General features: G+C 37.4%; 23 protein-coding genes and 1 pseudogene. 11 read left to right on the top strand and 13 right to left on the bottom strand.

Annotated features, from left to right (window positions below):
- Positions 1 to 10: 10 nt before the first annotated feature.
- The 4 genes from A6B43_RS03225 to rsmD all read right to left on the bottom strand — a co-directional run bounded on the left by A6B43_RS03225 (position 11) and on the right by rsmD (position 4,333).
- Positions 11 to 532, bottom strand: a complete 522-nt coding sequence (locus A6B43_RS03225; protein ID WP_124211556.1) for an MltR family transcriptional regulator — start codon at positions 530 to 532, stop codon at positions 11 to 13.
- Complete coding sequence (locus tag A6B43_RS03220; protein WP_124211555.1) at positions 532 to 1,671, bottom strand: mannitol-1-phosphate 5-dehydrogenase; 1,140 nt, start codon at positions 1,669 to 1,671, stop codon at positions 532 to 534. The genes A6B43_RS03225 and A6B43_RS03220 overlap by 1 nt, the downstream gene beginning before the upstream one ends.
- Before the next feature lie 63 nt (positions 1,672 to 1,734).
- The gene (locus A6B43_RS03215) at positions 1,735 to 3,594 is read right to left on the bottom strand and encodes a PTS mannitol transporter subunit IICBA (protein WP_124211554.1); all 1,860 of its coding nucleotides are present in this window, start codon (positions 3,592 to 3,594) and stop codon (positions 1,735 to 1,737) included.
- 148 nt (positions 3,595 to 3,742) lie between these two features.
- Entirely contained in the window at positions 3,743 to 4,333 is a 591-nt protein-coding gene (gene rsmD / locus A6B43_RS03210) for a 16S rRNA (guanine(966)-N(2))-methyltransferase RsmD (protein WP_124211553.1), read from the bottom strand.
- Between the two features lie 97 nt (positions 4,334 to 4,430).
- Here rsmD and ftsY point away from each other — a divergent pair, with 97 nt between their 5' ends.
- From ftsY to A6B43_RS03185, 5 genes are all read left to right on the top strand, one after another.
- Positions 4,431 to 6,329: a signal recognition particle-docking protein FtsY gene (gene ftsY, locus A6B43_RS03205; RefSeq protein ID WP_124211552.1), complete on the top strand. Its 1,899-nt coding sequence runs from the start codon at positions 4,431 to 4,433 to the stop codon at positions 6,327 to 6,329.
- The gene (ftsE, locus tag A6B43_RS03200) at positions 6,326 to 6,982 is read left to right on the top strand and encodes a cell division ATP-binding protein FtsE (RefSeq protein ID WP_124211551.1); all 657 of its coding nucleotides are present in this window, start codon (positions 6,326 to 6,328) and stop codon (positions 6,980 to 6,982) included. The genes ftsY and ftsE overlap by 4 nt, the downstream gene beginning before the upstream one ends.
- 3 nt (positions 6,983 to 6,985) lie before the next feature.
- On the top strand, positions 6,986 to 7,909 hold the full coding sequence (gene ftsX / locus A6B43_RS03195; protein WP_124211550.1) for a permease-like cell division protein FtsX: 924 nt from the start codon (positions 6,986 to 6,988) through the stop codon (positions 7,907 to 7,909).
- Positions 7,910 to 7,996: 87 nt separating this feature from the next.
- The gene (locus A6B43_RS03190) at positions 7,997 to 10,042 is read left to right on the top strand and encodes an N-6 DNA methylase (protein WP_124211549.1); all 2,046 of its coding nucleotides are present in this window, start codon (positions 7,997 to 7,999) and stop codon (positions 10,040 to 10,042) included.
- Entirely contained in the window at positions 10,030 to 11,136 is a 1,107-nt protein-coding gene (locus tag A6B43_RS03185) for a restriction endonuclease subunit S (RefSeq protein ID WP_124211548.1), read from the top strand. The genes A6B43_RS03190 and A6B43_RS03185 overlap by 13 nt, the downstream gene beginning before the upstream one ends.
- A gap of 48 nt (positions 11,137 to 11,184) precedes the next feature.
- Here A6B43_RS03185 and A6B43_RS03180 read toward each other — a convergent pair whose 3' ends face one another.
- The 6 genes from A6B43_RS03180 to rluC are packed head-to-tail and all read right to left on the bottom strand — an operon-like array spanning position 11,185 to position 16,004.
- The gene (locus A6B43_RS03180) at positions 11,185 to 11,949 is read right to left on the bottom strand and encodes a class I SAM-dependent methyltransferase (protein ID WP_124211547.1); all 765 of its coding nucleotides are present in this window, start codon (positions 11,947 to 11,949) and stop codon (positions 11,185 to 11,187) included.
- On the bottom strand, positions 11,946 to 12,629 hold the full coding sequence (locus tag A6B43_RS03175; protein ID WP_124211546.1) for a M15 family metallopeptidase: 684 nt from the start codon (positions 12,627 to 12,629) through the stop codon (positions 11,946 to 11,948). Before A6B43_RS03175 ends, A6B43_RS03180 begins: the two co-directional genes overlap by 4 nt.
- Positions 12,622 to 13,776: a succinyl-diaminopimelate desuccinylase gene (gene dapE / locus A6B43_RS03170; RefSeq protein ID WP_124211545.1), complete on the bottom strand. Its 1,155-nt coding sequence runs from the start codon at positions 13,774 to 13,776 to the stop codon at positions 12,622 to 12,624. Before dapE ends, A6B43_RS03175 begins: the two co-directional genes overlap by 8 nt.
- A 1-nt stretch (position 13,777) precedes the next feature.
- Positions 13,778 to 14,125 carry an ArsC family reductase gene (locus tag A6B43_RS03165; protein ID WP_124211544.1) on the bottom strand — a complete coding sequence of 116 codons (348 nt, stop codon included), beginning with the start codon at positions 14,123 to 14,125 and terminating at the stop codon, positions 13,778 to 13,780.
- 25 nt (positions 14,126 to 14,150) lie between these two features.
- Positions 14,151 to 15,017: a dihydropteroate synthase gene (gene folP, locus A6B43_RS03160; protein ID WP_124211543.1), complete on the bottom strand. Its 867-nt coding sequence runs from the start codon at positions 15,015 to 15,017 to the stop codon at positions 14,151 to 14,153.
- An 18-nt stretch (positions 15,018 to 15,035) separates the two neighbouring features.
- Positions 15,036 to 16,004, bottom strand: a complete 969-nt coding sequence (gene rluC, locus A6B43_RS03155; protein ID WP_124211542.1) for a 23S rRNA pseudouridine(955/2504/2580) synthase RluC — start codon at positions 16,002 to 16,004, stop codon at positions 15,036 to 15,038.
- A gap of 137 nt (positions 16,005 to 16,141) precedes the next feature.
- On the opposite strand from rluC, the gene A6B43_RS03150 reads away from it, so the two are divergent.
- The 6 genes and pseudogenes from A6B43_RS03150 (at position 16,142) to A6B43_RS03130 (ending at position 22,532) form a co-directional block, all read left to right on the top strand.
- Positions 16,142 to 17,059: a mechanosensitive ion channel family protein gene (locus A6B43_RS03150; protein WP_124211541.1), complete on the top strand. Its 918-nt coding sequence runs from the start codon at positions 16,142 to 16,144 to the stop codon at positions 17,057 to 17,059.
- Positions 17,060 to 17,425: 366 nt separating this feature from the next.
- Positions 17,426 to 20,134, top strand: a pseudogene (gene rne, locus A6B43_RS03145) (ribonuclease E); the annotation flags it as partial.
- 39 nt (positions 20,135 to 20,173) lie between these two features.
- A complete protein-coding gene (locus tag A6B43_RS08895) occupies positions 20,174 to 20,431 on the top strand; it encodes a hypothetical protein (protein ID WP_418902979.1) in 258 nt (85 codons plus the stop codon).
- Between the two features lie 91 nt (positions 20,432 to 20,522).
- Positions 20,523 to 21,158, top strand: coding sequence for a histone H1 family protein (locus tag A6B43_RS03140; protein WP_124211540.1), 636 nt, complete (start codon positions 20,523 to 20,525; stop codon positions 21,156 to 21,158).
- A gap of 59 nt (positions 21,159 to 21,217) precedes the next feature.
- Positions 21,218 to 21,886, top strand: a complete 669-nt coding sequence (locus A6B43_RS03135) for a hypothetical protein (protein ID WP_124211539.1) — start codon at positions 21,218 to 21,220, stop codon at positions 21,884 to 21,886.
- Between the two features lie 64 nt (positions 21,887 to 21,950).
- Positions 21,951 to 22,532 carry a hypothetical protein gene (locus A6B43_RS03130; RefSeq protein ID WP_124211538.1) on the top strand — a complete coding sequence of 194 codons (582 nt, stop codon included), beginning with the start codon at positions 21,951 to 21,953 and terminating at the stop codon, positions 22,530 to 22,532.
- Positions 22,533 to 22,563: 31 nt separating this feature from the next.
- Here A6B43_RS03130 and serA read toward each other — a convergent pair whose 3' ends face one another.
- The 3 genes from serA to glmM all read right to left on the bottom strand — a co-directional run bounded on the left by serA (position 22,564) and on the right by glmM (position 25,926).
- Positions 22,564 to 23,796, bottom strand: a complete 1,233-nt coding sequence (gene serA / locus A6B43_RS03125; protein WP_124211537.1) for a phosphoglycerate dehydrogenase — start codon at positions 23,794 to 23,796, stop codon at positions 22,564 to 22,566.
- Between the two features lie 44 nt (positions 23,797 to 23,840).
- The gene (rpiA, locus tag A6B43_RS03120; RefSeq protein ID WP_124211536.1) at positions 23,841 to 24,500 is read right to left on the bottom strand and encodes a ribose-5-phosphate isomerase RpiA; all 660 of its coding nucleotides are present in this window, start codon (positions 24,498 to 24,500) and stop codon (positions 23,841 to 23,843) included.
- Positions 24,501 to 24,591: 91 nt separating this feature from the next.
- Complete coding sequence (gene glmM, locus A6B43_RS03115; protein ID WP_124211535.1) at positions 24,592 to 25,926, bottom strand: phosphoglucosamine mutase; 1,335 nt, start codon at positions 25,924 to 25,926, stop codon at positions 24,592 to 24,594.
- Positions 25,927 to 26,014: the final 88 nt, after the last annotated feature.

Genomic DNA, 26,014 nt, shown 5'->3' with positions numbered 1-26,014 from the left:
ATGTTATTTCTTATAACGGGCTTTCAACGTCTAGCTGTTCTAGAATATTGGTTAACGCTAAAATGAAACTTGAACGAACCGCTTTTTCAAGACGATGTTGTTGGATTTGAAATAGCATTGAATCAGACGAAAGTGTAGGCAATTGCTTAAATAAAGTGTTAAGTGTTGAGTAATCAACGTAATGAAGTTGTTTACTGAGCTCAAGGGCTACCGTATTACTGAAAGCCAATTCATCAGAACAATGTGTTAGCGTAAGTTGTGTTTCATAGAGTCTATTTATATCTTCATAAATTTGATCTGAAATAACGCCTAGCCCAAGTAGTAATTTTAATTGAACGGTAAAGTCAGAGAGCGGACCTTGATGTTCAAATAATGAATTAACGACAGAAGCAAGGGCAAAATCCGTTTTACGAAAAACACGTTGAATAAGTTGCTCTACTTGCTGATTTAATTTTTCAAGAGAAAGAGCGAGAAAGCTATTTAGGCTAGTTTTCTCGCTTAATTTCTCAATAAAATCATCGTATGGGTGCATTATTGATAATGATTAACAATTTGCTCAATGATTTTTTTATCACTCAATTTAGTATAGTGAGTGATTGCTTTTTCAACCCCATAATCCGCAATAAATTGCGCTAATTCAACCGCTTGTGGATCATCTTCATTGCGATATTGCAAAGCCATTACTACACCGTCAATTAAATGTTGATGAGGTAAATGGTACTCTAGTGTTCCTAAAAGCGGTTTAATTAAACGGTCGTTTGGGTTGAGTTTACGAATGGGTTCACGACCAACTCGATTTACATCATCATTTAAATAAGGATTAGCAAATCGTTTGAGAATTTTCTCAATATAAGCGGAATGTGCTTTAGGATCAAAGCCATAGCGTTGAATGAGTACTGCACCGCTTTCTTCCATTGTTGCTTTGACCGCTTGTTTTATTTTATCTATTGCAATGGCGTCTTTGATCCATTTTACCCCAGCTTGTTTACCTAGGTAGGCAGAAATTAAATGCCCTGTATTGAGTGTAAAGAGCTTGCGTTCGACAAACGCCATTAAATTATCGGTCAGTTCCATTCCTTGAATGGAAGGAATATCGCCTTTAAATTGTGTTTTATCCACAATCCACTCACTGAATTCTTCTACGGTAACTTCCAGCGGGTCATTTGGGTTTGGCTGTACAGGCGGCACGATACGATCAACCGCAGAATCAACAAAGCCAACAAATTGCTCAATTTTTTGTTGCTCACAAGCGGTTAGATGTTCGGCAATTTTTGCTTTTAGAAAGGACGTGCCTTGTACCATATTTTCACAGGCAATAATGTTCAGTGGCTTCTCATTACTTGAATTTACTCGGGCCACTAATCCTTTGGCAATCAATGGAGCGAGAATAGTCAAAACATTTGGGCCCACCGCAGTGGTGATGAGATCAACATTTTTAATTTTATCGATCACGGCTGTTTCGTCTTGTGAATGAATAGCATCAATATTTTTCACTATCTCTAGCTGAGTTTCATCGCCAACGATTTTGACTCCATACTGCTTATTTTGATTGATTTGATCAATTTGTATTTGGTTAATATCAGCAAAGGTAACATGGGCGTTTGAATCAGATAATAATTTCCCAATAAAGCCCCGTCCAATATTGCCTGCGCCAAAATGTAATACGTTCATTTGTTGTTCCTACAAAAACTGAATGTGATAAATCGGCACAAATGAGTTGTGCCGAATCTAGTTTTATTTAGTTAATAAAGCTAGCACTTGTTGTGGATCGCTTGTTGTCATTAAGATTTCCATTGTTTGTTCATCATCAAGTGCATTGGTAATGGCATTTAAAATTTGTAGATGCTCATTGTTACGAGCAGCAATACCGATGACTAATTTAGCGATACCGTCTTCTTCATCTGTAAAGCGAACGCCATCTTGATATTGGCAGAAAACAATACCTGTTTTAATAACTTGATCTTTCGCCTCAGATGTACCGTGTGGTACGGCAATGCCTTCGCCTAAATAGGTAGAAACCTGCTTCTCACGTTCAAACATTGCAGGAATGTAGTTTTCAGAGGCAAAGCCTAATTTTACTAATTGTTCACCTGCAAATTGAATAGCTTGTTCTTTGGAATTTGCCGTAAGATTGAGAAATACTTGTTCCTTATTCAAAGATAGGGAATTTTGTTCGGCAGAGATTGCTAATTTGGGTTCAGAACTGACCGCTTGTTTTCCTTGCTGTTGAGCTAGGTCTGCGACTAAATTATCGTAAAATGCTCCGTCTAAAAAGTTATTCAGAGAAAGATGTTGTGCAGCTGGAACTTGTTTATTTGCTCGAGCCGTTAAATCTTGATGGGTGATGACTAATTGAGCATCTTGAGGTAAATCATTGATTGCGATGTTTTGGACTGCAATATTTAATCCCGCATTTTCGACTTTTTTACGCAGTAAACTTGCTCCCATTGCACTTGATCCCATACCTGCATCGCAGGCAACATAGATTTTACTAATGGTGTTATTCGTTGAAATGCTTGCTTTACTTGCTGATTTCATTGAATGAATTTGTGATTGAGCTTTTTCTAATGACACGTTATTTTTTTGTGCTTTTAATAGCACGCTTGCCACTAAAAATGTAACAGCGCAAGAAAAAATAACCGATAAAATCACCGCTAAATGTGCACCACTTGGTGTTACAGCAAGAACGGCAATAATTGATCCTGGTGAAGCAGGGGAAATTAACCCACCGCCGAGTAATGTATTAGTGAAGACCCCCGTCATTCCTCCTGCAATTACTGCAATAATTAAACGTGGGTTCATTAATACATAAGGGAAATAAATTTCGTGAATTCCCCCGAAGAAGTGAATAATAGAAGCACTGCCTGCGCTTTGTTTTGCACTGCCTTTACCAAAAAACATATAGGCTAATAAAATACCTAATCCAGGGCCTGGATTTGCCTCAATTAAGAAAAAGACAGATTTACCGATTTCGGTCGATTGTTGAATACCTAATGGCGAGAAAATACCGTGATTAATCGCATTGTTTAAAAATAGAATTTTTGCAGGTTCTACGATAATTGACGTCAGTGGTAATAAATTCGTTTCAACCAGCGTATTTACGAGGCTTGCTAGTAGTGCAGAAATTTGGCTAACGACATTACCGATAACACTAAAAGAAAGAAGAGCAAGTAGCATACCAATGATACCTGCAGAGAAGTTATTGACTAACATCTCGAACCCGCTTTTTACCTTGCCTTCAACCCAATTATCGAAGGTTTTAATTGCCCAGCCACCTAATGGACCGACGATCATCGCACCGAGAAACATTGGAATTTCTGAGCCGACAATAATTCCCATTGTTGTTATTGCACCGACAACAGCACCTCGATCACCTCCTACTAAACGTCCACCGCTGTAGCCAATTAAGAGAGGAAGTAAATAAGTGATCATCGGTCCAACGAGTTTGGCTAAGGTTTCGTTTGGCAACCAGCCTGTTGGAATAAAAAGTGCGGTAATAAAGCCCCAAGCAATAAATGCACCAATGTTGGGCATTACCATATTTGATAAGAAGCGTCCAAAACTTTGAACTCTAATTTTTAAATTTGAAGACATACACACCTCAGAAGGAATAATTTCGCTCTGCAAAATAGCATTCCTTCCGTAAGTTACAAAAATGTTTAGCTAAAAATTGTGAACAAGATCACATTTAATTTTATATTAAATCATTTTTAAATGTGATCTTGTTCACAAAATTAAACGATTAGTCACAACGAATTAACCGACTTACGACCTGCCCCGCATTTTTTTCTTTGACAATCTGCCAGTTTATAGGGAGTTCAAGGGGAGGGTGATTTTTTTCGGTCTCAACATAAATTAACGCTTTTTCTGCGAGCCAATTATTTTTAGTGAGTGAATGTAAAACGGGCTGGACTAGTCTCTGATGAAAAGGGGGATCAATAAACACAATATCAAAAGGGGTATTAACATTTTTTTGCTCTAAGAATGACAGGCTATCGGTATGAATAACGCTTCCCTTCGTGGTTTTTAATGCCGTTAAATTCTTTTTCAGTTGGTGAGCAGCATTCGCAAATTTTTCAAGGAAAACAACCGCTTGTGCTTGGCGAGAGAGTGCTTCAATACCGAGTGAGCCACTGCCTGCAAAGCAATCTAAACAGCGAGCATTGGCGATATCCATCATTAACCAATTAAACAGAGTTTCTTTCACTCTATCAGTCGTTGGACGTAGCCCTTCAGCGTTCAGAACAGGTAATTTTCGCCCACGCCATAATCCTGCGATGATCCGCACTTCTCCCGTCGATTGTGGAGAGTAAGAATTTCGATTTTTTTTCATACGTTTTTGCCAAAATAAGGTGTAAAAAATGCTAAACTAATGCCAGTTTAGTTCATTTTAATCCAAAATGGATTTTTTATTTATAGAGAGAATAAAAATGGCACAAGAAAAGAAAAAAGGCTTTTGGTCGTGGTTAGGTTTCGGGAAAAAATCAGAACAATCAACACAAACTCAAACTAACGAAACTCATCACGATATAGAGACTAGCATTTCTGATATTGAACAGAAAGCTGATGCGGTGAGTGAAAGCATTACAGATAAAGCCGAAACGGTTTTGGAGAAGGTTGAAACAGCAAAAAATGACGTTGAACAGATTGTTCAACCAATTATTGAGCAAACGGTAGAAAAAGCTCAGCAAGCTGAAGAAATCATTGAACATCTTACGGAAAATACTGAACAGAAAGTTGATGCATTGAATGAGCAAGTTAGAGATAAAACCGAAATAGTTCTAGATAAGTTAGAAACAGTAAAAAGTGAGGGTGAACATATCGTTCAACCAATTATTGAGCAAGCAGTAGAAAAAGCTCAGCAAATTGAAGAAACTATTGAACATCTTCCTGAAAATGTTGAACAGAAAGCTGATGTGGTGAGTGAAAGCATTACAGATAAAGCTGAAACGGTTTTGGAGAAGGTAGAAACAGCAGAAAATGACGTTGAACAGATTGTTCAACCAATTATTGAGCAAGCAGTAGAAAAAGCTCAGCAAATTGAAGAAACTATTGAACATCTTCCTGAAAATGTTGAACAGAAAGCTGATGCGGTGATTGAAAGTATTAGAGATAAAGCCGAAACGGTTTTGGAGAAGGTAGAAATAGCAGAAAATGACGTTGAACAGATTGTTCAACCAATTATTGAGGAAACAGTAGGAAAAGTTCAGCAAGCCGAAGAAACCGTTGAGCAATTTACTGAACAGAAAGTCGATGAGTTGGACGAAAATATTACAGACAAAAGTGAAACTGTTTTAGAAAATGTAGAAGAAACAGTAGAAAATGCTGAAAAAGAAAGCAGTGCCGATGTTGTTCAGTCAAAAGCTGAATATATGGACGATTATCAAGAAAAGCCTGAGCGTAAAGGGGGATTTTTTAATCGGTTAATCAAAGGCTTAATTAAGACTAAACAGCAGATTGGCTCAGGATTTCTTAATTTCTTCAAAGGTAAAAAAATTGATGATGAGCTCTTTGAAGAATTGGAAGAACAGCTTTTGGTAGCTGATTTGGGTATGCCAACTACGACTAAAATTATCAATAATTTAACTCAACACGCCACTAAACAACAGCTACGAGATGCGGAATTATTGTATCAGCAATTAAAATTGGAGCTTGCCGATGTGTTAAAACCTGTAGCACAACCACTAGTGTTAGAGGATAAAAAGCCCTATGTGATTTTAATGGTCGGTGTAAATGGCGTGGGTAAAACGACAACTATTGGTAAGTTGGCTCGTAAATTCCAAGCAGAAGGAAAGTCGGTGATGTTGGCAGCGGGGGATACATTCCGTGCAGCTGCCGTTGAGCAACTACAAGTTTGGGGAGAGCGAAATCAGATCCCAGTTGTTGCCCAAACAACAGGGTCTGATGCAGCGTCTGTTATTTTTGATGCAATGCAATCGGCTGCTGCGAAAGGAATTGATGTGCTTATTGCAGATACTGCTGGGCGTTTGCAGAATAAAAATAATTTAATGGACGAGCTGAAAAAAATTGTCCGAGTAATGAAAAAATACGATGAAACAGCCCCACACGAAATTATGTTGACGTTGGACGCAGGGACTGGGCAAAATGCGATCAGCCAAGCAAAATTATTTAATGAAGCGGTTGGATTAACAGGAATTACGCTAACTAAACTAGATGGAACAGCAAAAGGCGGTGTGATTTTTGCAATCGCAGATCAATTTAATATTCCTATTCGTTTTATTGGGGTCGGTGAAAAAATCGAAGATTTACGTTCATTTAATGCAGATGAATTTATTGAGGCATTATTTACTCATGAGGACGAAAAATGATTAAGTTTACTAATGTAAGTAAAGTCTATAAAGGCGGTGGAAGACCTGCTTTGCAAGGCATTAGTTTTGAATTGCCCAAAGGACAAATGGCGTATATTACAGGGCATTCAGGTGCGGGTAAAACGACATTGCTGAAATTGATTATGGGAATTGAGCGTGCAAATGGCGGGCAGGTAATGTTTAATGGCTACGACATAACACGGCTTGCAGAACACGAATTGCCATTTTTACGCCGTCAAATTGGTATGGTTCATCAAAATTATAGCTTACTTACAGATCGCTCAATTTTAGATAATGTCGCGTTGCCGTTAATTATTATGGGGCAGCCAAAAGAAATTGTAGAACGAGAGGCTCGTTTGGCGTTAGAGAGAGTAGGGTTGCAAAATAAATTGAATTTCTTACCGCTTCACCTTTCTGGGGGAGAGCAACAACGAGTTGATATTGCTCGAGCTATTGTGCATCGTCCTCAATTACTACTTGCAGATGAACCAACAGGAAATTTAGATGATAAACTTTCGTTTGAAATTTTCCGTCTGTTTGAGGAATTTAATGAAACGGGAACAACTGTGTTAGTTGCTACACACGATACAAATATTATTGTACAACGTCCAAAACCTTGCTTAGTCTTGGAAGAAGGTCATCTGAAGGAGTAAGTAATGCGAAATTTGACAATACAAACCCGCTATATTTTACGTTCTGTTTGGCAAGATCTATCTCAACGTAAATTTGGAACATTTCTAACTATTTTGGTGATTGCAACTTCATTGACAATCCCTACGGTAAGTTATTTATTGTGGAAAAATACGAGTCAAGCGGTAACAACTTTTTACCCTGAACCAGAACTCACAGTATATTTACATAAAAATTTATCAGAAAGAGATGTTAATCCACTGGTTGAAACAATCCGCCATTTTGAAGCAGATAAAATAGAAAGTTTAAACTATATTTCTCGTCAGCAGAGCTTGGAAGAGTTTCGTTCTTGGTCAAGATTTGGTGATGCGTTAGATATTTTAGATGATAATCCTCTACCAGCAGTGGTGGTATTGAAGCCTAAAAAAATGTTCACGTCACCTGAAAATATGATGGCATTGCGTGATGGTTTACAGCGTATTAAAGGTGTACAAGAAGTGCGTTTAGATAATGGTTGGATTGAAAAACTTACTGCGTTAAGCCAGCTTATTGCTCGTATTGCGGTAACTTGTACCATACTGATGTTCATTGCTGTTTTTTTAGTGATTGGTAACAGCGTCCGATCTGATGTATCCAATAGCAGAATATCGATTGATGTAATGCAACTGCTTGGGGCAACGAATTATTTTATTTCTCGTCCATTTATTTATAAAGGAATGATTTACGGCTTTTTAGGTAGTGTACTTGCTATTTTATTTAGCCTAATGACAATCAGCTATTTTACGGGGGTTGTCCGATATGTTGCCGATATGTTTACGGTACAATTTGAATTGCACGGCTTTAATTTCAGTGAAATATTATTGATCGTTGTGTTAAGCATTTTTCTCAGTTGGCTTGCCGCAACAATAGCAACAAACCAACATATCCAGCGAATTGGGGCGAGATATTAATATAATATTGAAATGAATTAAGGTGGTGAGTGTTTAAAACATTTACATATTTTAACAAAATATAATTAAATTACTTGGATAGATAATATGGCTAAAAATAAACAAAGTATTGAACCGAATATCGCAGATCTTGCCAATGGTTGGTTAAAATCTTATGGATTAGATTATAAATTAGAACAAGAATCACTTAATACAGAAATTGATAAGGCATTAGAAAATTATGCATCGAAGAATGGAGGAATTGGTGGTAATCGACCTGATGTCAAATTGCTCTTACAAACATCAAATTTGGATTATTACCCTATTTTAATTGAATACAAAGGCTATGCTGATAAATTAGTGAAATTAGATACTGAAGGGAATGTTGATAATCGTACAGCAAAGAATGCTCTAAATTTTAAGAATATTAGAGATTATGCAGTAAATGGTGCCGTACATTATGCTAATGCTTTACTACATCATACCAGTTATACCGATATTATTGCTATAGGTATGACGGGTAGCAAAAATGAGCAAGGTGAAATATGTTATCAAATCGGTACTTATTATGTGTCTAAATCTAATTTAGGTGTTGGACAAAAAATTGATGAATATACTGATTTCTCTTTTTTAGCGAAAGAAAATTTTGATAAATTTATCAATAAAGTAAAACAGCTTTCTCTTTCTACTGAAGAGTTGGAGAAAATTAAAGAAAAGCGTGAAAAAGAAATTGATGCAAGCCTAACAAAGCTGAATAATGATATTTATCAAAATGAAAAAGGATTAGGAGAGAATGATCGAGTTTATTTGGTCGCCTCAGCGATTATTGCAACACTTGGTGTAGCAGGTAAAGTTAATCCATTAGAAAAAGAGGAGTTAAAATCAAGTACAGAACGTAATAATAGAGACGGCGATATTATTATTAGGAAAATTGAGGCTTTTTTTGAGGAAAAGAAATTACCACAAGATAAAACAGATTTAATTATCCGTACTTTATCTAATACACTTTTGATGGAGAATATCAATAAGCCTAAGAATGGAGAAAGTCAGCTCAAACGTATTTTTACTAAGATTGTTGATGATTTAGGGATTTATTACAAAATTGGATTAACTACCGATTTTACGGGTAAATTATTCAATGAAATGTATTCTTGGTTAGGTTTTAGTCAAGATAAGCTTAATGATGTTGTATTAACGCCTTCTTATGTTGCCACCTTACTAGTTAAATTAGCGAGAGTAAATAAAGATAGCTATGTTTGGGATTTTGCCACAGGATCAGCTGGGCTATTAGTGGCAGCAATGAATGAAATGCTTAAAGATGCAAAAGAGAGTATTCATTCTCCTGAACAGCTTAGTCTAAAAGAAGCAAGTATTAAAGCAAATCAATTGTTAGGTATAGAATCGTTAGCTAGTGTGTATATGTTAGCTATTTTGAATATGATAATGATGGGGGACGGTAGCTCAAATATCATTAATAAAAATTCATTAACCGAGTTTGATGGCAAATATGGCTTTGGAAATACCAATGAGAATTTCCCTGCAGATGCTTTTATTCTTAATCCGCCTTATTCCGCAGAAGGTAATGGAATGAATTTCGTAGAAGTCGCACTTAATATGATGAATAAAGGTTATGCGGCTATTATTATTCAAAATTCAGCAGGAAGTGGAAAAGCTAAAGAAATTAATCGGAATATTTTGAAAAAACATACGCTTTTAGCAAGTATCAAAATGCCAATTGATTTATTTATTGGGAAATCTAGTGTACAGACGAATATTTATGTTTTTAAAGTGGGTGAAAAACACCATAAAGATGAAATGGTAAAATTTATTGATTTTACTAATGATGGTTATACTCGTACTAATCGTAAAAAGGCAAGTAATAATTTGAAAGATACTGACAGAGCTAGGGAACGTTATCAAGAAATAGTAGATTTGGTGCGTTTTGGTAGAAGCCAGCTCAATATTTTTACTGAAAAAGAATATTATGAAAATACGATTGACCCAGACAATGGGGCAGATTGGAATCAAACTGCTCCAGTTGATACTAAACCAACTCTTGATGATTTTAAAAAAACAGTTAGTGATTACTTAGCTTGGGAAGTATCTAATCTTTTGAAAAAACGAAATGATAAAGATGAGTCATTGGGAAAGTAGAAGCCCACTTAGCACAAAAATTACAACAAGTTGAGTGGGCAAAGTTTAGTTATAATGATTTATTCCAGTTAATTAGTGGACATAAGATAAAAAATAAGTCTGAATTACCTTTAGAAGGTAAATTTCCAGTATATTCATCGGATTCTAATAATAATGGAGTAGTGGGATATATAGATACTCCTACTTATATTTGCAATGAAGAGAGTAAGATTTATGTAATTTTCGGAGAGCATACAAGAAGCTTTAATATTGCTGATACAAGTTTTTCAATTTTAGATAATGTAAAAGTTTTAAAACCTTTAAAAGAAATAAGTTTAAATCAATTATTCTTTATTATATCTTCTTGGAAAAAAGAAATTCCTAATCTAGGATATGCCAGACATTGGAAAGTTGCAAAAAATATACAATTCTTTCTTCCTGTGAAGAATAATGAAATTGATTTTGACTTTATAGAAGAATTTATTTCTGAACTGCAAGCGGAACGATTGCAGGAACTGCAAGGTTATTTACGTGTTACAGGACTATCAAACTATACATTAAATGAAAAAGAAAAGAATGCGATAGCGAGATTGAATGAGATTGAATGGGGTAAATTTAATTTAGAAAAGTTATTTGGTAAGGCAACTCGTGGTAAGCGTTTAAAAAGTGCCGATAGAATATCGGGTTTATTACCTTTTGTTACTGCTGGAGAAACGGATACGGGAATATCTGCATTTATTGGTAATAAGGTAGATGTATTTAATGCGAACACGATTACTATTGATATGTTTGGATCTGCAAAATATCGTAATTATTCTTATGGTGCAGATGATCATATTGCTGTTGTCCATTGTGATCATTTAATGAAAGAAGCAGTTTTATTTTTAACTTCAGCAATCCATAAAGTATCAAATTCAGGGCAATTTAGTTATGCCCGTAATTTTTATGCTAAAGATGCTGATCAATTAAATATTAGTTTACCAATCAAAAATGGTATTCCTGACTATGAATTAATGAGCATTTTAGGTAGTGCTATTCAGAAACTAGTCATTGAAGACGTTGTTAAGTACACAGATAGAGAAATAATGGGATATCAACAAGTAATAAGTAGTTGAATGATTTAACCTGATTGCTCAACTACTATTTATTCTGTTTTTTAATATTTAGATTGTATTATTTATCTTATGTGAGAGATACACATCAAACCGATGGTTTTTGGTTTCTTGGCTAAAATCAGGTTTTTGTTCTGCCAGAAATGGGGCGTAATCGGGGCGTTTTACTACTACACGTTTGTGGGCGAGCTGTTTGGCTTGAGTGAAGAAATTATCGGCATCGAGATCTGAGCCGACTAGGTGCTGAAACACTCGCATTTCTTTTTTTACTAATGCACTTTTTTGTTTGTGGGGATACATTGGGTCGAGATAAACGACGTCAGCGAAATCAGTGCTAGGGTTGAGTTCATTTATGGATCGTGCGGGCAATAGTTGCATTCTTTCTTGCATAAATTGCCCAATTTCCGCATTTTGATAGGCTCGTTGTAAACCATCTTCTAATAATGCCCCCACAACAGGGTTGCGTTCCACTAGTTTCACTTTACAGCCGATACTGGCTAATACAAAAGCATCTCGTCCAAGCCCTGCGGTTGCGTCTATAACGGTTGGTAGCGTATTGCCTTTAATGCCAACGGCTTTTGCCACTGCTTCGCCTCGCCCACCGCCGAATTTACGCCGATGAGCCATTGTGCCGTCCACAAAATTTACAAAAATTGCCCCTAGTTTTGGCTCATCTAATTTGCGTAATTCTAAGCGTTCGTCCGTTAGCACAAGGGCTAAAATTGCTGAATTTGTGTGAATGAGTTTCCATTTTTCGCAAATTAGGCGGAATTTTTCGAGATCTTGGCTTTCGTTAATCAGTTGGATTGCGGTCATAAAATATAGTGCTGAAAAATAGTGTCTAAATGAGCAAGTAATGTGGTTTTCCCTGCAATATCTTCATTTTCCCACGTTTGTTGCAAAATGTTTGGAGAAAATGACCGCTCGTAGAGATCGGCAATAGGAAAATAGCTTAAATGCCACGGTTCAAGTCCGATATCTTTATCTTCCCGTTCTAAAAAAGGAAAATAGAATCCAAATTGTTCGGCATTGATTAGTAACCAATTAGTGAGTTGTTGGAAATAACCGCCTGTTTGATATTCCCAAGGCTCTAGTTGCAAAGATTGATTTTTAGGCAATAAATCGGGGTCAAAAATATCAATTTCTGTTCCCCAGTGATGACGACTTGCACCAGGCATTGCAGACCAACGTAAAATTGCTTGGCACTTTTGCCAGTTATCAAGAAGGCTTAAATCAATAGGATTGCCGTGATCGTCGTGGACTTTACGTTGCCCGTTAAATTTTGCATTCCAGATCTGTTTTTGACGGTCGAAATCCCGAAAAGTACTGGCAGGTTGTAAATTAAACCCTGCTTTTTTTGCCTGTTTTTGTAAGGCTAGAAAATTTTCTACCGTTTCTGCTTGTAGCGTGTGATGAGTAGAAAGATCATTCGGCAAGGGAACAAGATGTTCTCGAGATTTGCCCGTGAGGATTTGTGGTATTGCAAAATTATTCATTAAACTGACCGCTTGTTTGGTTGAAAAGTTGTTCAAGAACATCGTAATATACTTCGCCACATTGGGTGAGATCGTCAATATCGACACACTCATTTATCTTGTGAATAGTTTGATTTAGCGGGCCAAATTCTACAACTTCTGTTCCCATTTGAGCAATGAAGCGAGCATCAGATGTACCACCGCCCGTATCTAAATGAGGTGTAATCCCTGTGATTTTCTGTACAGATTGCACGACAGTTTCAACTAATCGCCCATTTTCTGTTAAAAAAGGTTTTCCCGATAAATTCCATTCAATACGGTGAGTAAGCTGATGTTTTCTTAGTAATTCAGTTACTTTTTCTTTGATAATTTCAGCTGTAATTTCCGTACAATAACGTAAATTAAACTGCACATAGAGTTCACCAGGTATGACATTATTACTTCCTGTACCTGCTTGGATATTGGCAATTTGTAGGCTAGTGGGGGGAAAAAATGCGTTGCCATTATCCCATTGATATTGGGTTAATTCTGCTAAAAAAGCTAAGGATTTATGCACAGGATTCTCCGCTAAGTGAGGATAAGCAACGTGGCCTTGAATACCTTCAATGTAGAGATTTGCAGTGATTGAGCCTCGGCGACCATTTTTAACAATATCACCAAGCTGTTGAGAGCTAGAGGGTTCGCCAACAATGCAATAATCGACTTTTTCATTACGGGTGAGTAGGGTTTCAACAACTTTGACTGTGCCGTCTTTAGCACTTGCTTCTTCATCTGACGTAATCAGTAACGCAATTTTGCCTTGGTGATTAGGATTATTTTTGATGAATGTAGTGGTAGCAATAACCATTGCTGAAAGCGAGCCTTTCATATCAGCCGCCCCTCGCCCATATAGTAAATTATCAACAATGTTTGCCTCAAAAGGTGGATATTTCCATTGGTTTTCATCACCAGCAGGGACGACATCGGTGTGTCCTGCGAATGCAATACAAGGCTCACCTTGCCCGTGAGTTGCCCATAAGTTCAGCGTGTCGCCAAAGGGTAACCATTCGAGGGTAAAACCGACTGCTTGTAATTGCTCGGCAATCAGTTGTTGGCAACCTTGATCATCAGGGCTAATTGATTTCCGTTGAATTAAGGCTTGAGCAAGGGCAATAATATCATTTTTCATATTATTTCAATTTTGCTTGATATTCAGAGGCATCAAAACCGAGTAAAGCCACTTCATTGTGAATAACGATCGGGCGTTTAATGAGCGTTGGGTGTTCATTTAGCACTTTAAGGGCAGTTTCTTTATTCAGATTTTGTTTGATGCTTTCATCTAAACCACGCCACGTTGTGCTACGTTTATTGACTAAATTTTCCCAACCGAATTTGTCTGCCATTTGGTTGAGCCAGTCTGGATCTAACCCATCAACACGGTAATCGTGTAGTATTGGGGTAAATCCATTATCGTTAAGCCATTTGATGGATTTTTTAACGGTATCGCAGTTTTTGATACCATATACGATCGTTGCCATTCTTCATTCCTTAATATAATTTTTTCTAAAAGAAAGTTGAGTTGGGAGAGTCTGCATTAACAGTCGCTTGCCAAATTTTCAGGGCATCTGCGGTTTCGGCTACATCGTGAACTCGCACGATTTTTGCCCCATTTTGTAATGCAATCAATGCACCTGTAACGCTACCAATAAGACGTTGTTCTACGGGTTTATCTAAAATTGCACCGATCATTGATTTACGGGAAAGTCCAGCTAAAACAGGATAGCCAGATTCAGCAAATACATTGAGATGTTTGAGAAGCTGATAATTATGTTGCACGGTTTTACCAAAACCAAAGCCAATATCCAAAATAATATGGGATTGCGGAATACCCGCCGTTAAGCAAGCAAAAATACGTTGGTTAAGGAAATTGCTGACTTCTTCCACAATATCTTCATATTCAGGATTTTGTTGCATTGTTTGAGGAGTGCCTTGCATATGCATTAGGCAGACAGGTAAATTGAGTAAAGCTACAGTATCAAGGGCTTTTGGTTCTTGTAACGCTCGAATATCGTTAATCATATCTGCCCCTACGTTAGCAGATGCTTTCATCACTTCTGCTTTAGAGGTATCGACAGAAATTAAACAATCGAATCGTTTATGAACGGCTTCAACTAATGGCACAACACGATCTAATTCTTCTTGGAGTGAGACAATCGGTGCGTTAGGTCGGGTGGATTCCCCACCAATATCAATAATATCTGCGCCTTCATTGAGCATTTTTTCAACTTGGTAAAGTGCTTTATCTAATGAGAAAAACTTGCCGGAATCGGAAAAGGAATCAGGCGTAAAATTTAAAATTCCCATAATTTTCGGGGTAGAGAGATCTAACAAGCGGTCAGATCCGAGCTGATTTTTGTAATAAATTTTCATTTGTGATTAGTTACTTTTTTATGCGTTATCTGTTCGTAGTGTTGCTAATATATTTTTTAAAGCGCTGTCGAGTGGAGCGGTAATAACCATCTGTTCTTCGGTTTTCGGGTGGACAAAACGAATAGCGTAAGCGTGTAAAAATAGGCGGTGTAAGCCGATATTTTGCATTTTTTGGTCAAATTCACGGTCACCATATTTATCATCTAAGGCAATAGGGTGTCCTGCAAATTGAGTATGTACCCGAATTTGGTGTGTTCTGCCGGTAACGGGTGAGGCTTTTACTAGTGTTGCCGTAGGATAGCGTTCTTCAATAGTAAAACGGGTTTCTGAAGGTTTGCCTTCTTCGCTGACTCGCACAATTCGTTCGCCACTCGCTAATTCATTTTTTAGCAATGGAGCTTTAATGACTTTTGTATGAGATTGCCATTGCCCACGTACTAATGCAAGGTAGTCTTTTTGTACGACTTTTTCTCGCAGTTGTTCATGTAAATTGCGTAGGGCAGAACGTTTTTTTGCTACTAATAAAATCCCTGATGTATCACGGTCAATGCGGTGAACTAATTCTAAAAAACGGGCTTGTGGACGTAATGCCCGTAAGGCTTCAATGACCCCAAAAGTTAGCCCACTTCCGCCGTGAACAGCAATGCCAGACGGTTTATTAAGCACCAATAAAATATCGTCTTCATATAAAATATGTTGCTCAAGTTCAGCAACTTTGTTCAGTTTAGTCGAAATTGGGGAGTCATTTTTTTCTGCCACTCTGACAGGCGGAATGCGTACTATATCATCCGCTTGTAATTTATAATCGGGTTTTACTCGCCCTTTGTTTACCCGTACTTCACCTTTGCGAACGATACGGTAAATTAGGCTTTTAGGTACGCCTTTTAGTTTGGCTAAGAGAAAGTTATCTAAGCGTTGCCCTGCTTCATCATCGCTAATTGTGAAAAATTGTACGCGGGCAGAAATAATTTTTTCGGGTGTCGTCATTGGTCTTTTTTCATCAATAAAATTATGTAAATGCTACCATATTTTACTTAAATACAATGTACAGATTTGCAAAAAATCTGTGAGAACAGATCGCTTATGTTAAAATTTATTTTATTTCATAATGTGTGGGAGAAGTAATGAGTAAAGAAGCACAGACCGTAGAAGCGGTAAAACAGATTGATGTACAAGAAGTTGCAACAAAAGTGATTGATGGGGCGAAAACATTAGATATTCAAAAATTAGGGGATATTTTGATGGATTGGGTTATTCCCTATACCACCAAAATTGTGTTAGCGATTGTTATTTTTATCATTGGAAAATATTTAGCTCGAATTGTTAGCCGATTGATTGGTAAGGCGATTTTAGCCTCAAGTGATGATGAAATGTTACAAAGTTTTGTCACTTCAATTGCTTATTTTTTATTATTATTGGTTTCAGTGATTGTTTCACTTTCTCAATTAGGTATTAACACTAATTCTTTAGTTGCGTTAATTGGTGCGGCAGGGTTAGCGGTAGGTTTAGCGTTACAAAATTCATTACAAAATTTTGCAGCAGGAGTGATGATCTTAATTTTTAAACCATTTAAGCGAGGAGATTATATTGAAGCGGGAGGCGCTGCTGGCAAAGTAGAAAAAATGGGATTGATGATGTTAGAACTTCGCACAGGAGACAATAAAACCGTACTCGTCCCAAATGGAAAAACTTTTTCCGATAAAATTACAAATTATTCAAGTAATAGTACTAGACGTGTAGATTTTATTTTTGATATCGGTTATGAAGATGATATTGCAAATGCTAAGGCGATTATTACCCAAATTTTAGAAGATGATCCTCGAGTATTGAAAGAGCCTGCACCTGTTATAGCAGTGAGTGCCTTAGCGGCAAGTAGCGTGCAGATTATTGCACGCCCTTGGGTTAATAGTGGCGATTACTGGAATGTTTATTATGCGGTAACTGAACAGGTTAAAATAGAGTTTGATAAAGCAGGTATTTCAATTCCATTTAATCAGCTTGATATTCATTTACCTGACAATATTGATATTGTACATAAATAATTAGCCTAAAACAGCGGTAAGAAAAGCGAGATATTTAATAATCTTGCTTTTCTTTTTGTATAAATTTATTGTCTTTCGCCTTTCTATTTCAAGCGTAAAATGCCATAATGACACGCATTTTTTGTCTGTAATTACGGGATAACCGTTTTGCAAAAATAGGCAGAAAAGTACCGCTTGCATTCACCTAAAAGCAAGCCTAACTGATTGATTCTGCAACCAATTTTGAGTGTAAGACATTGAATCAATCATAAGCACGACGTTCCTTATTTGGCGATTCTTTTATTTCAGACAATCGGGAGATTGGCTTGCATTTTTAGCAAACAGGGAAGGTTGTGAACATAATCAACAACAATAATGAGAAACACAATGAAAAGAATGTTAATCAATGCAACTCAAAAAGAAGAGTTGCGTGTTGCTTTAGTCGATGGGCAACGTCTGTTCGATTTGGATATTGAAAGTCCAGGACACGAACAAAAGAAAGCGAATATTTACAAAGGAAAAATTACCCGTGTAGAGCCAAGTTTAGAAGCGGCATTTGTCGATTATGGTGCAGAACGCCACGGATTTTTACCATTAAAAGAAATTTCTCGTGAATATTTTCCTGATGGATATGTATTTCAAGGTCGCCCGAATATCAAAGATATCATCAAAGAAGGGCAGGAAGTTATTGTCCAAGTGGGTAAAGAAGAACGAGGCAATAAAGGTGCGGCTTTAACTACATTTATTTCTCTTGCAGGTAGTTATTTAGTGTTAATGCCGAATAACCCTCGGGCAGGAGGCATTTCTCGCCGTATTGAAGGTGAAGAGCGTTTAGAATTAAAAGAAGCACTGGATAGCTTAGATGTGCCAGATGATGTGGGGTTAATTGTTCGTACTGCTGGTGTTGGGAAATCTCAAGAAGAATTGCAGTGGGACTTAAAAGTACTATTACATCATTGGGACGCCATTAAAAAAGCGGCAGAATCTCGCCCTGCACCATTTCTTATCCATCAAGAAAGCGATGTGATAGTCCGTGCTATTCGTGATTATTTACGCCGTGATATTGGCGAAATTTTGATTGATAATAAGAAAATCTTTGAAAAAGCTAAAAATCATATTCGCCTTGTTCGTCCTGATTTCATCAGTCGTGTACGTTTATATGAGGGCGAAGTTCCTCTTTTTAGCCACTATCAAATTGAATCGCAAATTGAATCAGCATTTCAACGTGAAGTACGTTTACCTTCTGGCGGATCGATTGTCATTGATGTAACAGAAGCATTGACTGCAATTGATATTAACTCCGCTCGTGCAACTCGTGGTGGTGATATTGAAGAAACCGCATTAAATACCAATTTAGAGGCGGCAGATGAAATTGCTCGCCAATTACGTTTACGGGATTTAGGTGGGTTAATTGTTATCGATTTTATTGATATGACCCCTGTACGTCATCAACGTGAAGTAGAAACTCGTATTCGTGAAGCAACACGTCAAGATCGTGCACGTATTCAATTTGGACGTATTTCACGTTTTGGTTTACTTGAAATGTCAAGACAACGTTTAAGTCCATCATTAAGCGAAGCGTCAAGCCACGTTTGTCCACGTTGTCAAGGTACAGGCAAAATCCGAGATAATGAATCAATTGCACTTTCTATTTTACGTCTGGTTGAGGAAGAAGCCATTAAAGAAAATAGCGCACAAGTTCATACGATTGTGCCAGTAGAAATTGCCTCTTATTTACTTAATGAAAAACGTCGAGCGATTAGTGATATTGAAAAACGCCATAATGTGCAGGTTGTTGTTGTACCGACAGAATCTATGCAAACCCCGCATTTTAGTGTTTATCGCCTGCGTGAAACTGAAATCGTGCCAACATTAAGCTATGATTTAGCAAAACGTTATCAAGAGCGTGAAGAAAATTCAGCAACATATCATCAACCTTCAGAAGAAGTGTTAGTTACCCGAAATGAACCTGTTATTACCGTAGAGTCCGTATTGCAAAGTTCAGCGTTGAATTTACAATCTGCTCCAGTTCCGACAGAGCCTGAAACTCCTTCACTATTTAGCCGTATATTGGCGAAAATTAAAGGATTTTTTGCTCCAGAAGAGAAAGCACCAGAGAAAAAAACACGCAACAATAAGCGTCATTCTCGTGATCGTCGCCATCAACGTCGTGAGCGTCCTAATCGTGCTGAACAACCACGTCAAGAGCGTAATAATAGAGTTGTTCAAGAGATTAAAGAAACGAAATCTGAACCTAAAAAACGTACGGAAGTTATCGAAGAAATTGCAGGTGCGACAGAACGTACTCAACGTGATGTAGCGAAAGTGGCGGAACGTCGCCAGCGCCGTGACTTACGTAAAAAAGTACGTGTTGAACAGCAAATTGAAGAAATTTCAGCAAAATCTGTGGTAAATGAAACAGTACAAGTTACAGCAGATGATATTGTGGTTCATAATACTCAAGAGAAAGTAAAATCATCTTATATGACCGCACCTATCGAAGCGGTGGTAGAAGTGGAAGAAAATGCAGCAACACAATCTTCTGTTATTGAAAGTAAAGAACCTACGGTAGAGAGCCGTGAAAATGGTCGTCAACGTCGTTTACCACGCCATTTGCGTGTAGGTAATCAACGCCGTCGTGATCGAAAAGAAGGCATCAAAGTAGCTCCAATGCCTTTAACTGCTGCAGTTGCTTCACCAGAACTTGCAAGCGGTAAGATCTGGGTAAAAGTTTGCGAAATGCCGAAAACAGAAGAAAAAGTAAATTTCCTCTCTGTTGATGAAATGCTACAACAACAGGCAGAAATGAAACCACAGCAGCCTGTAAAAAATATTGAGAGTGTCGATACGGTAAAAGCTAAACCAAATCCAGAAGCGAAATTTGCAGTTCCATTTGGGAGTGTTGTTGCACAGCAGACAGAGCGTGATTTAGTTAAAGAAAATCATCAACGTAAAACGGAAGTTGTAACTGAGCAAGCGGTTGATTTAGATCAGACTGAGAAAAAATTAGAAGTGAATGCTGTATTGCCTTTTGGTGCAGTAGTAAGCCAAGCAACGGATCGTGATTTAGTGAAAGAAAATCATGAACGCCGCCAGCGTGTGAAATCAGTTGCAAGTATTGCTCCTCAAATTGTAATGGATGAAATGGATAATACACCAGTAAATGTGTACCAAAGCAGTTATACTTTTGATGGAAAACTAGGGACATTTTCTCGTGTAGCTCACACGACTTCAGAAATGACAGTGGCTAAAACTGTTGATGAGCCAACAGTTGCTGTACCTAAAGTAGAATGGCAACATTCTAAATATTATTTTTATGGTAAAGGCTTCGCAGGGCATAGTAGTGCGGTAAGTCATGTTTATTCTGCAGCCCGTGTTGCAAGTAGTAGCTAAACATAAAAAGACGAGGGTTTAGTGAACTTTTTACTGAATTCTCGTTCTAACTATGCGTTTTTTAATCTCTTAATTCTTAAAAGGAAAGTTTATGAAAAAATTATTATCAGCATTATTTGTTTTCGGTTCAGCATTATCATTAGCTGCTTGTGATCAAGCAAAAGAGAAAGTTGCGGAAGTAAAACAAACAGCAACTGAAGCAACTAATGCGGTAGCAGATAAAGCAACCGAAATGAAAGATGCGGCGGCTACAAAAGTAGAAGAAGCAAAATCAGCAGCAGTTGAGGCAACTAATGCGGTAGCAGATAAAGCAACTGAAATGAAAGATGCGGCGGCTACAAAAGTAGAAGAAGCAAAATCAGCAGCAGTTGAAGCGAAAAATGCGGTAGCAGATAAAGCAACCGAAATGAAAGATGCGGCGGCTACAAAAGTAGAAGAAGCAAAATCAGCAGCAGTTGAAGCGAAAAATGCGGTAGCAGATAAAGCAACTGAAATGAAAGATGCAGCGGCTACAAAAGTAGAAGAAGCAAAATCAGCAGTAGTTGAAACGAAAAATGCAGCGGTAACGAAAGTAGAAGAAGCAAAATCAGCAGCAGTTGAAGCGAAAAATGCGGTAGCAGATAAAGCAGCTGAAATGAAAGATGCGGCGGCAACTAAAATTGAAGATGCTAAAAAAGCTGTTGAAGGCAAAGTAAACGAAATGAAGTCTTCTGTTGAAGGTAAATAATTTTTAATAGAAAGGCACAGTTTATGTGCCTTTTTTACCTCTTATCTAAGGAGTAAACCGTGAAAAAATCATTGTTCGCCTTATTAGTATTAGGCTCGGCAGTTTGTTTAACAGCTTGCGATAATGGCAAAGCTCAAGTTGAGGCAGAGTTAAAAGAAACACAGAGTCAATTATTAGAATTGCAGAAATCATCAGAGATTAAATTGCAAGAAGTAACTAAAAATGCGAATCAAAAAATTGCTGAAATGCAAAAGCTAGCAGACGAAAAAGTCGCTCAGGCGGAAAGATCATTTGCGGATAAGGTAGCAGAGATTCAAAAATCATCAGAGATGAAAATTGCTGAAGTTCAGAAGTTAGCTGATGAGAAAGTATCGGTAATACAAGGTGAGTTAGATACTAAAGTAATAGAAGCACGAAAGATTTCTGAAGAAAAATGGCAAGAAATGCGTAAAGCGTTAGAGGATAAATTAAATCAGCAAGCGGTTATTTCAGGCGTAAATTCTGTTGTAAATGAGAAACAAAGTAAATTATCAGAAGCATTAGGAAATGTAAAAACTTCGTTAAGTAGCTCTTTAAAAGATGCAAAAGAAATTATTGCAGATACAATGCAAGATGCCGGCAAGGCTATCCAGGTCATTGCATCGGATTTAAAATCAGATTCAAAACAAGCTATTCAAGCTGTTGAAAATAAGGTTGATGAAGTTAAATCTGCAGTTGAATCCAAGTAAATTAGGTTTTATGATATTATTCATAATAGAGTAGCTTAATAGCCATTATTAAATAGAGGAAAAGATGAAATTATTTAAATCACTTTTAATGTTATCATTATCTGCGGTAATTGCAATGTCTGCCTCTGCAGAAACAAATACCCATAATAAGCAACAGAAACAGTCTACACATAAAGCACAGAAACAATCTACACAGAAACCAGTAAAAGCGGTTAATTCATCAGCAAAAGCAAATACTAATAAAAAAGCAGTACCAGTAGCGGATACTGGCGAGCGGGAATTAAAGCGTTTTACAGACAGTTTAGAGCTAAAATTTGTTGGCGTAGAGACAAAAGAAGTGAATAATGAAAAAGTAGTGAGTTTTAATTATTCATTGAAAAATAAATCTAAAAATACGATGAAAAAGGTGCATTGGGCAACTATTTTAATATTTAACCAACAACCTATTTTAATTTTAGATGAGCCAATTGCCTTTGGTGGTGGTTTTAAAGCAGGATCTGCTTTACCGATAAGCTATACAATACCGTTTAGCCAGCTACCTCAAGTTGCACAACAAGTATTGTCAGATCCAAAAAATAAATTTACTATCCAGTTCCAAGCCAAAGAAATTGATTTTACGAATGGTAAAAAAATTATAGTGAAATAAAAAAATGGTCGCAATTAGCGACCATTTTTCTTTAATATAAAATACGGCTTCTAATTGTGCCGTCTATCTCTTTTAAGCGTTTTAAAGCTTCATCAGTTTTTTCTGTTTCAACATCAATCACAACATAACCAATAGTAGGGTCTGTTTGTAGAAATTGAGCTGCAATATTGACATTCAAATCTACGAAGACTTGGTTAATCTTATTTAGCATACCCGGTTTGTTGATATGAATATGTAATAACCGCTTAGTGCCACTATGTTCTGGTAATGAAACTTCAGGGAAATTTACCGCAGAAAGTGTGGAGCCATTATCTGAATATTTGATAAGTTTGTGAGCAACTTCTGTACCAATATTGGCTTGGGCCTCTGTTGTTGAACCTCCAATGTGAGGAGTTAGAATAACATTATCAAACTCTCTTAATGGTGATTCAAAAGGGTCATTAATTGATGAAGGTTCTTTTGGGAAAACATCAATAGCCGCTCCACGCAGTTGTCCTGATTTTAATACTTCAACTAACGCATCAATTTCGATAACAGTTCCTCTCGCTGCATTGATAACAATCGCATCTTGTTTGATTTTTGGCAGGTTGTTGGCATTAAGCAGATTTTTGGTAGAAGGATTATCGGGAACGTGCAGTGAAATGGCATCACTCATTGCTAATAGATCATCAAGGTTCGCTACTTGTTGTGCATTACCAAGTGGGAGTTTATTTTCCACATCATAAAAATAGACGTGCATTCCAACAGCCTCTGCTAAAATACTAAGCTGTGAGCCGATATGGCCGTAGCCGATAATGCCTAAGTTTTTGCCTCGAACCTCATTAGAGCCAGTAGCAGATTTATTCCATAAACCACGGTGTACTTCTGCATTCGCTTTCGGAATATTACGCATTAGTAATAAAATCTCACCTAATACTAATTCTGCTACAGAGCGGGTATTTGAGAATGGAGCATTAAATACAGGAATACCTCGCTGTTTAGTTGCCGTTAAATTGACTTGATTTGTCCCAATACAGAAACAGCCGATGGCAATCAATTTAGGGGCGTAGTTGAGGACTTCTTCGGTAATAACGGTACGAGAGCGAATACCGATAAAGTGGGCATCTTTGAGTGCTTCTTTTAATTCTTCACCTTCTAAGGCTTTTTTATGGTATTCAATATTGGTATATCCCGCAGCTTTTAGAGCGTTTAGGGCATTTTGGTGAACTCCCTCAAGCAAAACAAATTTAATTTTGCTCTTATCAAGGGATACTTTATTTAACATAGTTCAGTCTCCAAATTGTGTTTGCGAATGTTTATATTTTTATATTATTCAATAATTTTTACGCCGTCAGGTGTGCCGATAATGGTTATATTAGCGTAACGTTGGGCGAAAATACCATTGGTTACGACCCCAGCAATATTGTTAATAGTGTGTTCCATTTTAAGTGGTTCCATAATTTTGAAGTTATATACATCTAAAATTACATTACCATTATCGGTAATAACATTTTCACGGTATTCAGGTGATCCGCCGAGAGCGACAAGTTGGCGAGCAACATAAGAACGAGCCATTGGAATAACTTCTACGGGTAAAGCGAAAGTTGAACCTAATATATTAACTTGTTTGCTAGAATCTACAATACAGATAAATTTTTTCGCTAATGAGCTAACAATTTTCTCACGGGTTAAAGCAGCGCCTCCCCCTTTTATCATATAGCCTTGGGGGGTGATTTCGTCTGCACCATCAATATAAATATCTAAACTTGACACGTCATTTGCATTGAAAACTTCAATACCTTGTTTACGTAATAACTCTTCAGAATGTTTAGATGCAGCCACAGCCCCTTTAATTTTATGGCGGATTTCGCCTAATGCTTCAATAAAACAGTTTACAGTTGAGCCACTGCCTATGCCGACAATCGTGTCAGGTTTAATGTATTGTAAAGCAGATTGGGCTGCAAGTTTTTTCATTTCAAGTTGATTCATAAGTTATTCCTATCAGTTAAACAATGTAGGTAATGTATAAACAGTAAGCGGTCAGTTTTTGCAATATTTTGCTTTTAACTGACCGCTTGTCTTAATTTCGTTTTACAGCATTGACAATTTCTTCTGCATAACGTTGGGCAAGTTCACCATCTTCACACTCTACCATCACTCGGATCAGTGGCTCTGTGCCAGATTTACGCAATAAAATTCGTCCTTTACCCGCTAATTGTTTTTCAACTTGGGTAGCAACGTGTTTTACTTCATCACTTTCCAGTGGGTTTGCTCCGCCATTAAAGCGGACGTTGAGTAATACTTGTGGGAAAAGCGGAACGGCTTTGACTAACTCATTTAAACTGAGCTTATGATTTACCATTGCACTAAGCACTTCAAGGGAGGCAATAATGCCATCGCCTGTCGTATTTTTATCTAATACGATAATATGCCCTGAGTTTTCGCCACCTAATTTCCAGCCTTTTTCTTTTAATTGCTCAAGGACATAACGATCGCCCACATTAGCTCGTACAAAAGGAATTGCCAGTTCTTTTAGTGCAATTTCAAGGCTCATATTACTCATCAGTGTGCCAACAACACCACCTTGTAATTTCCCTGCACGCAAGGCTTCACGAGCAATAATAAACAGAATTTGATCGCCATCGACTTTATTACCTAAATGATCCACCATAATTAAGCGATCACCATCGCCATCATAGGCTAATCCCACATCAGCTTCAGATTCAATAACAACTTGTTGTAATGCTTTGATATCGGTTGCACCGCATTTTTCATTGATATTTAAACCATCAGGGTGTGTTCCGATTTCAATTACTTCTGCGCCGAGTTCTCGCATTACATTGGGGGCAATATGGTAGGTTGCACCGTTGGCACAATCAACTACAATACGAAGCCCAGTAAGACTTGAATTGGCTGGGAAGGTGCTTTTACAAAATTCGATATAACGTCCTGCAGCATCGGTGATACGGCTTGCTCGCCCTAATTCCGATGAGCTAACACAGTCCATCGGCTGATCGAGTAAGGTCTCGATAGCTTGTTCCACCTCATCGGGCAGTTTTTCACCGCTTGATGAAAAAAACTTGATTCCGTTATCATAGTAGGGATTATGTGAAGCAGAAATTACAATGCCCGCTTCAGCTCGGAATGTGCGAGTTAAATAAGCAATGGCAGGTGTTGGCATTGGTCCAGTAAATGCAGCGGACAGTCCAGCAGCAGCTAAACCTGCTTCTAAAGCAGATTCAAGCATATAACCAGAGATTCGGGTATCTTTCCCAATTAGCACTTTTTTAGTCCCTTGATTTGCAAGAATTTTTCCTGCTGCCCAACCTAGCTTTAAGGCAAATTCAGGGGTAATAGGGAATTTTCCAACTTCACCTCGTACGCCGTCTGTGCCAAAGTATTTACGTTCTGCCATTTTTTAGCCTCTTAAATAAATGTTATTTGTGTGAAAAGTCTTACCATAGCTTATGATAAGCGGTGAGTTTAACATTATTTTTTGTAAC

It is taken from the genome of Vespertiliibacter pulmonis, from assembly GCF_013377275.1.
GTDB classification, from domain to species: domain Bacteria; phylum Pseudomonadota; class Gammaproteobacteria; order Enterobacterales; family Pasteurellaceae; genus Vespertiliibacter; species Vespertiliibacter pulmonis.
This window is presented reverse-complemented; position numbering and strand designations above follow the sequence as displayed.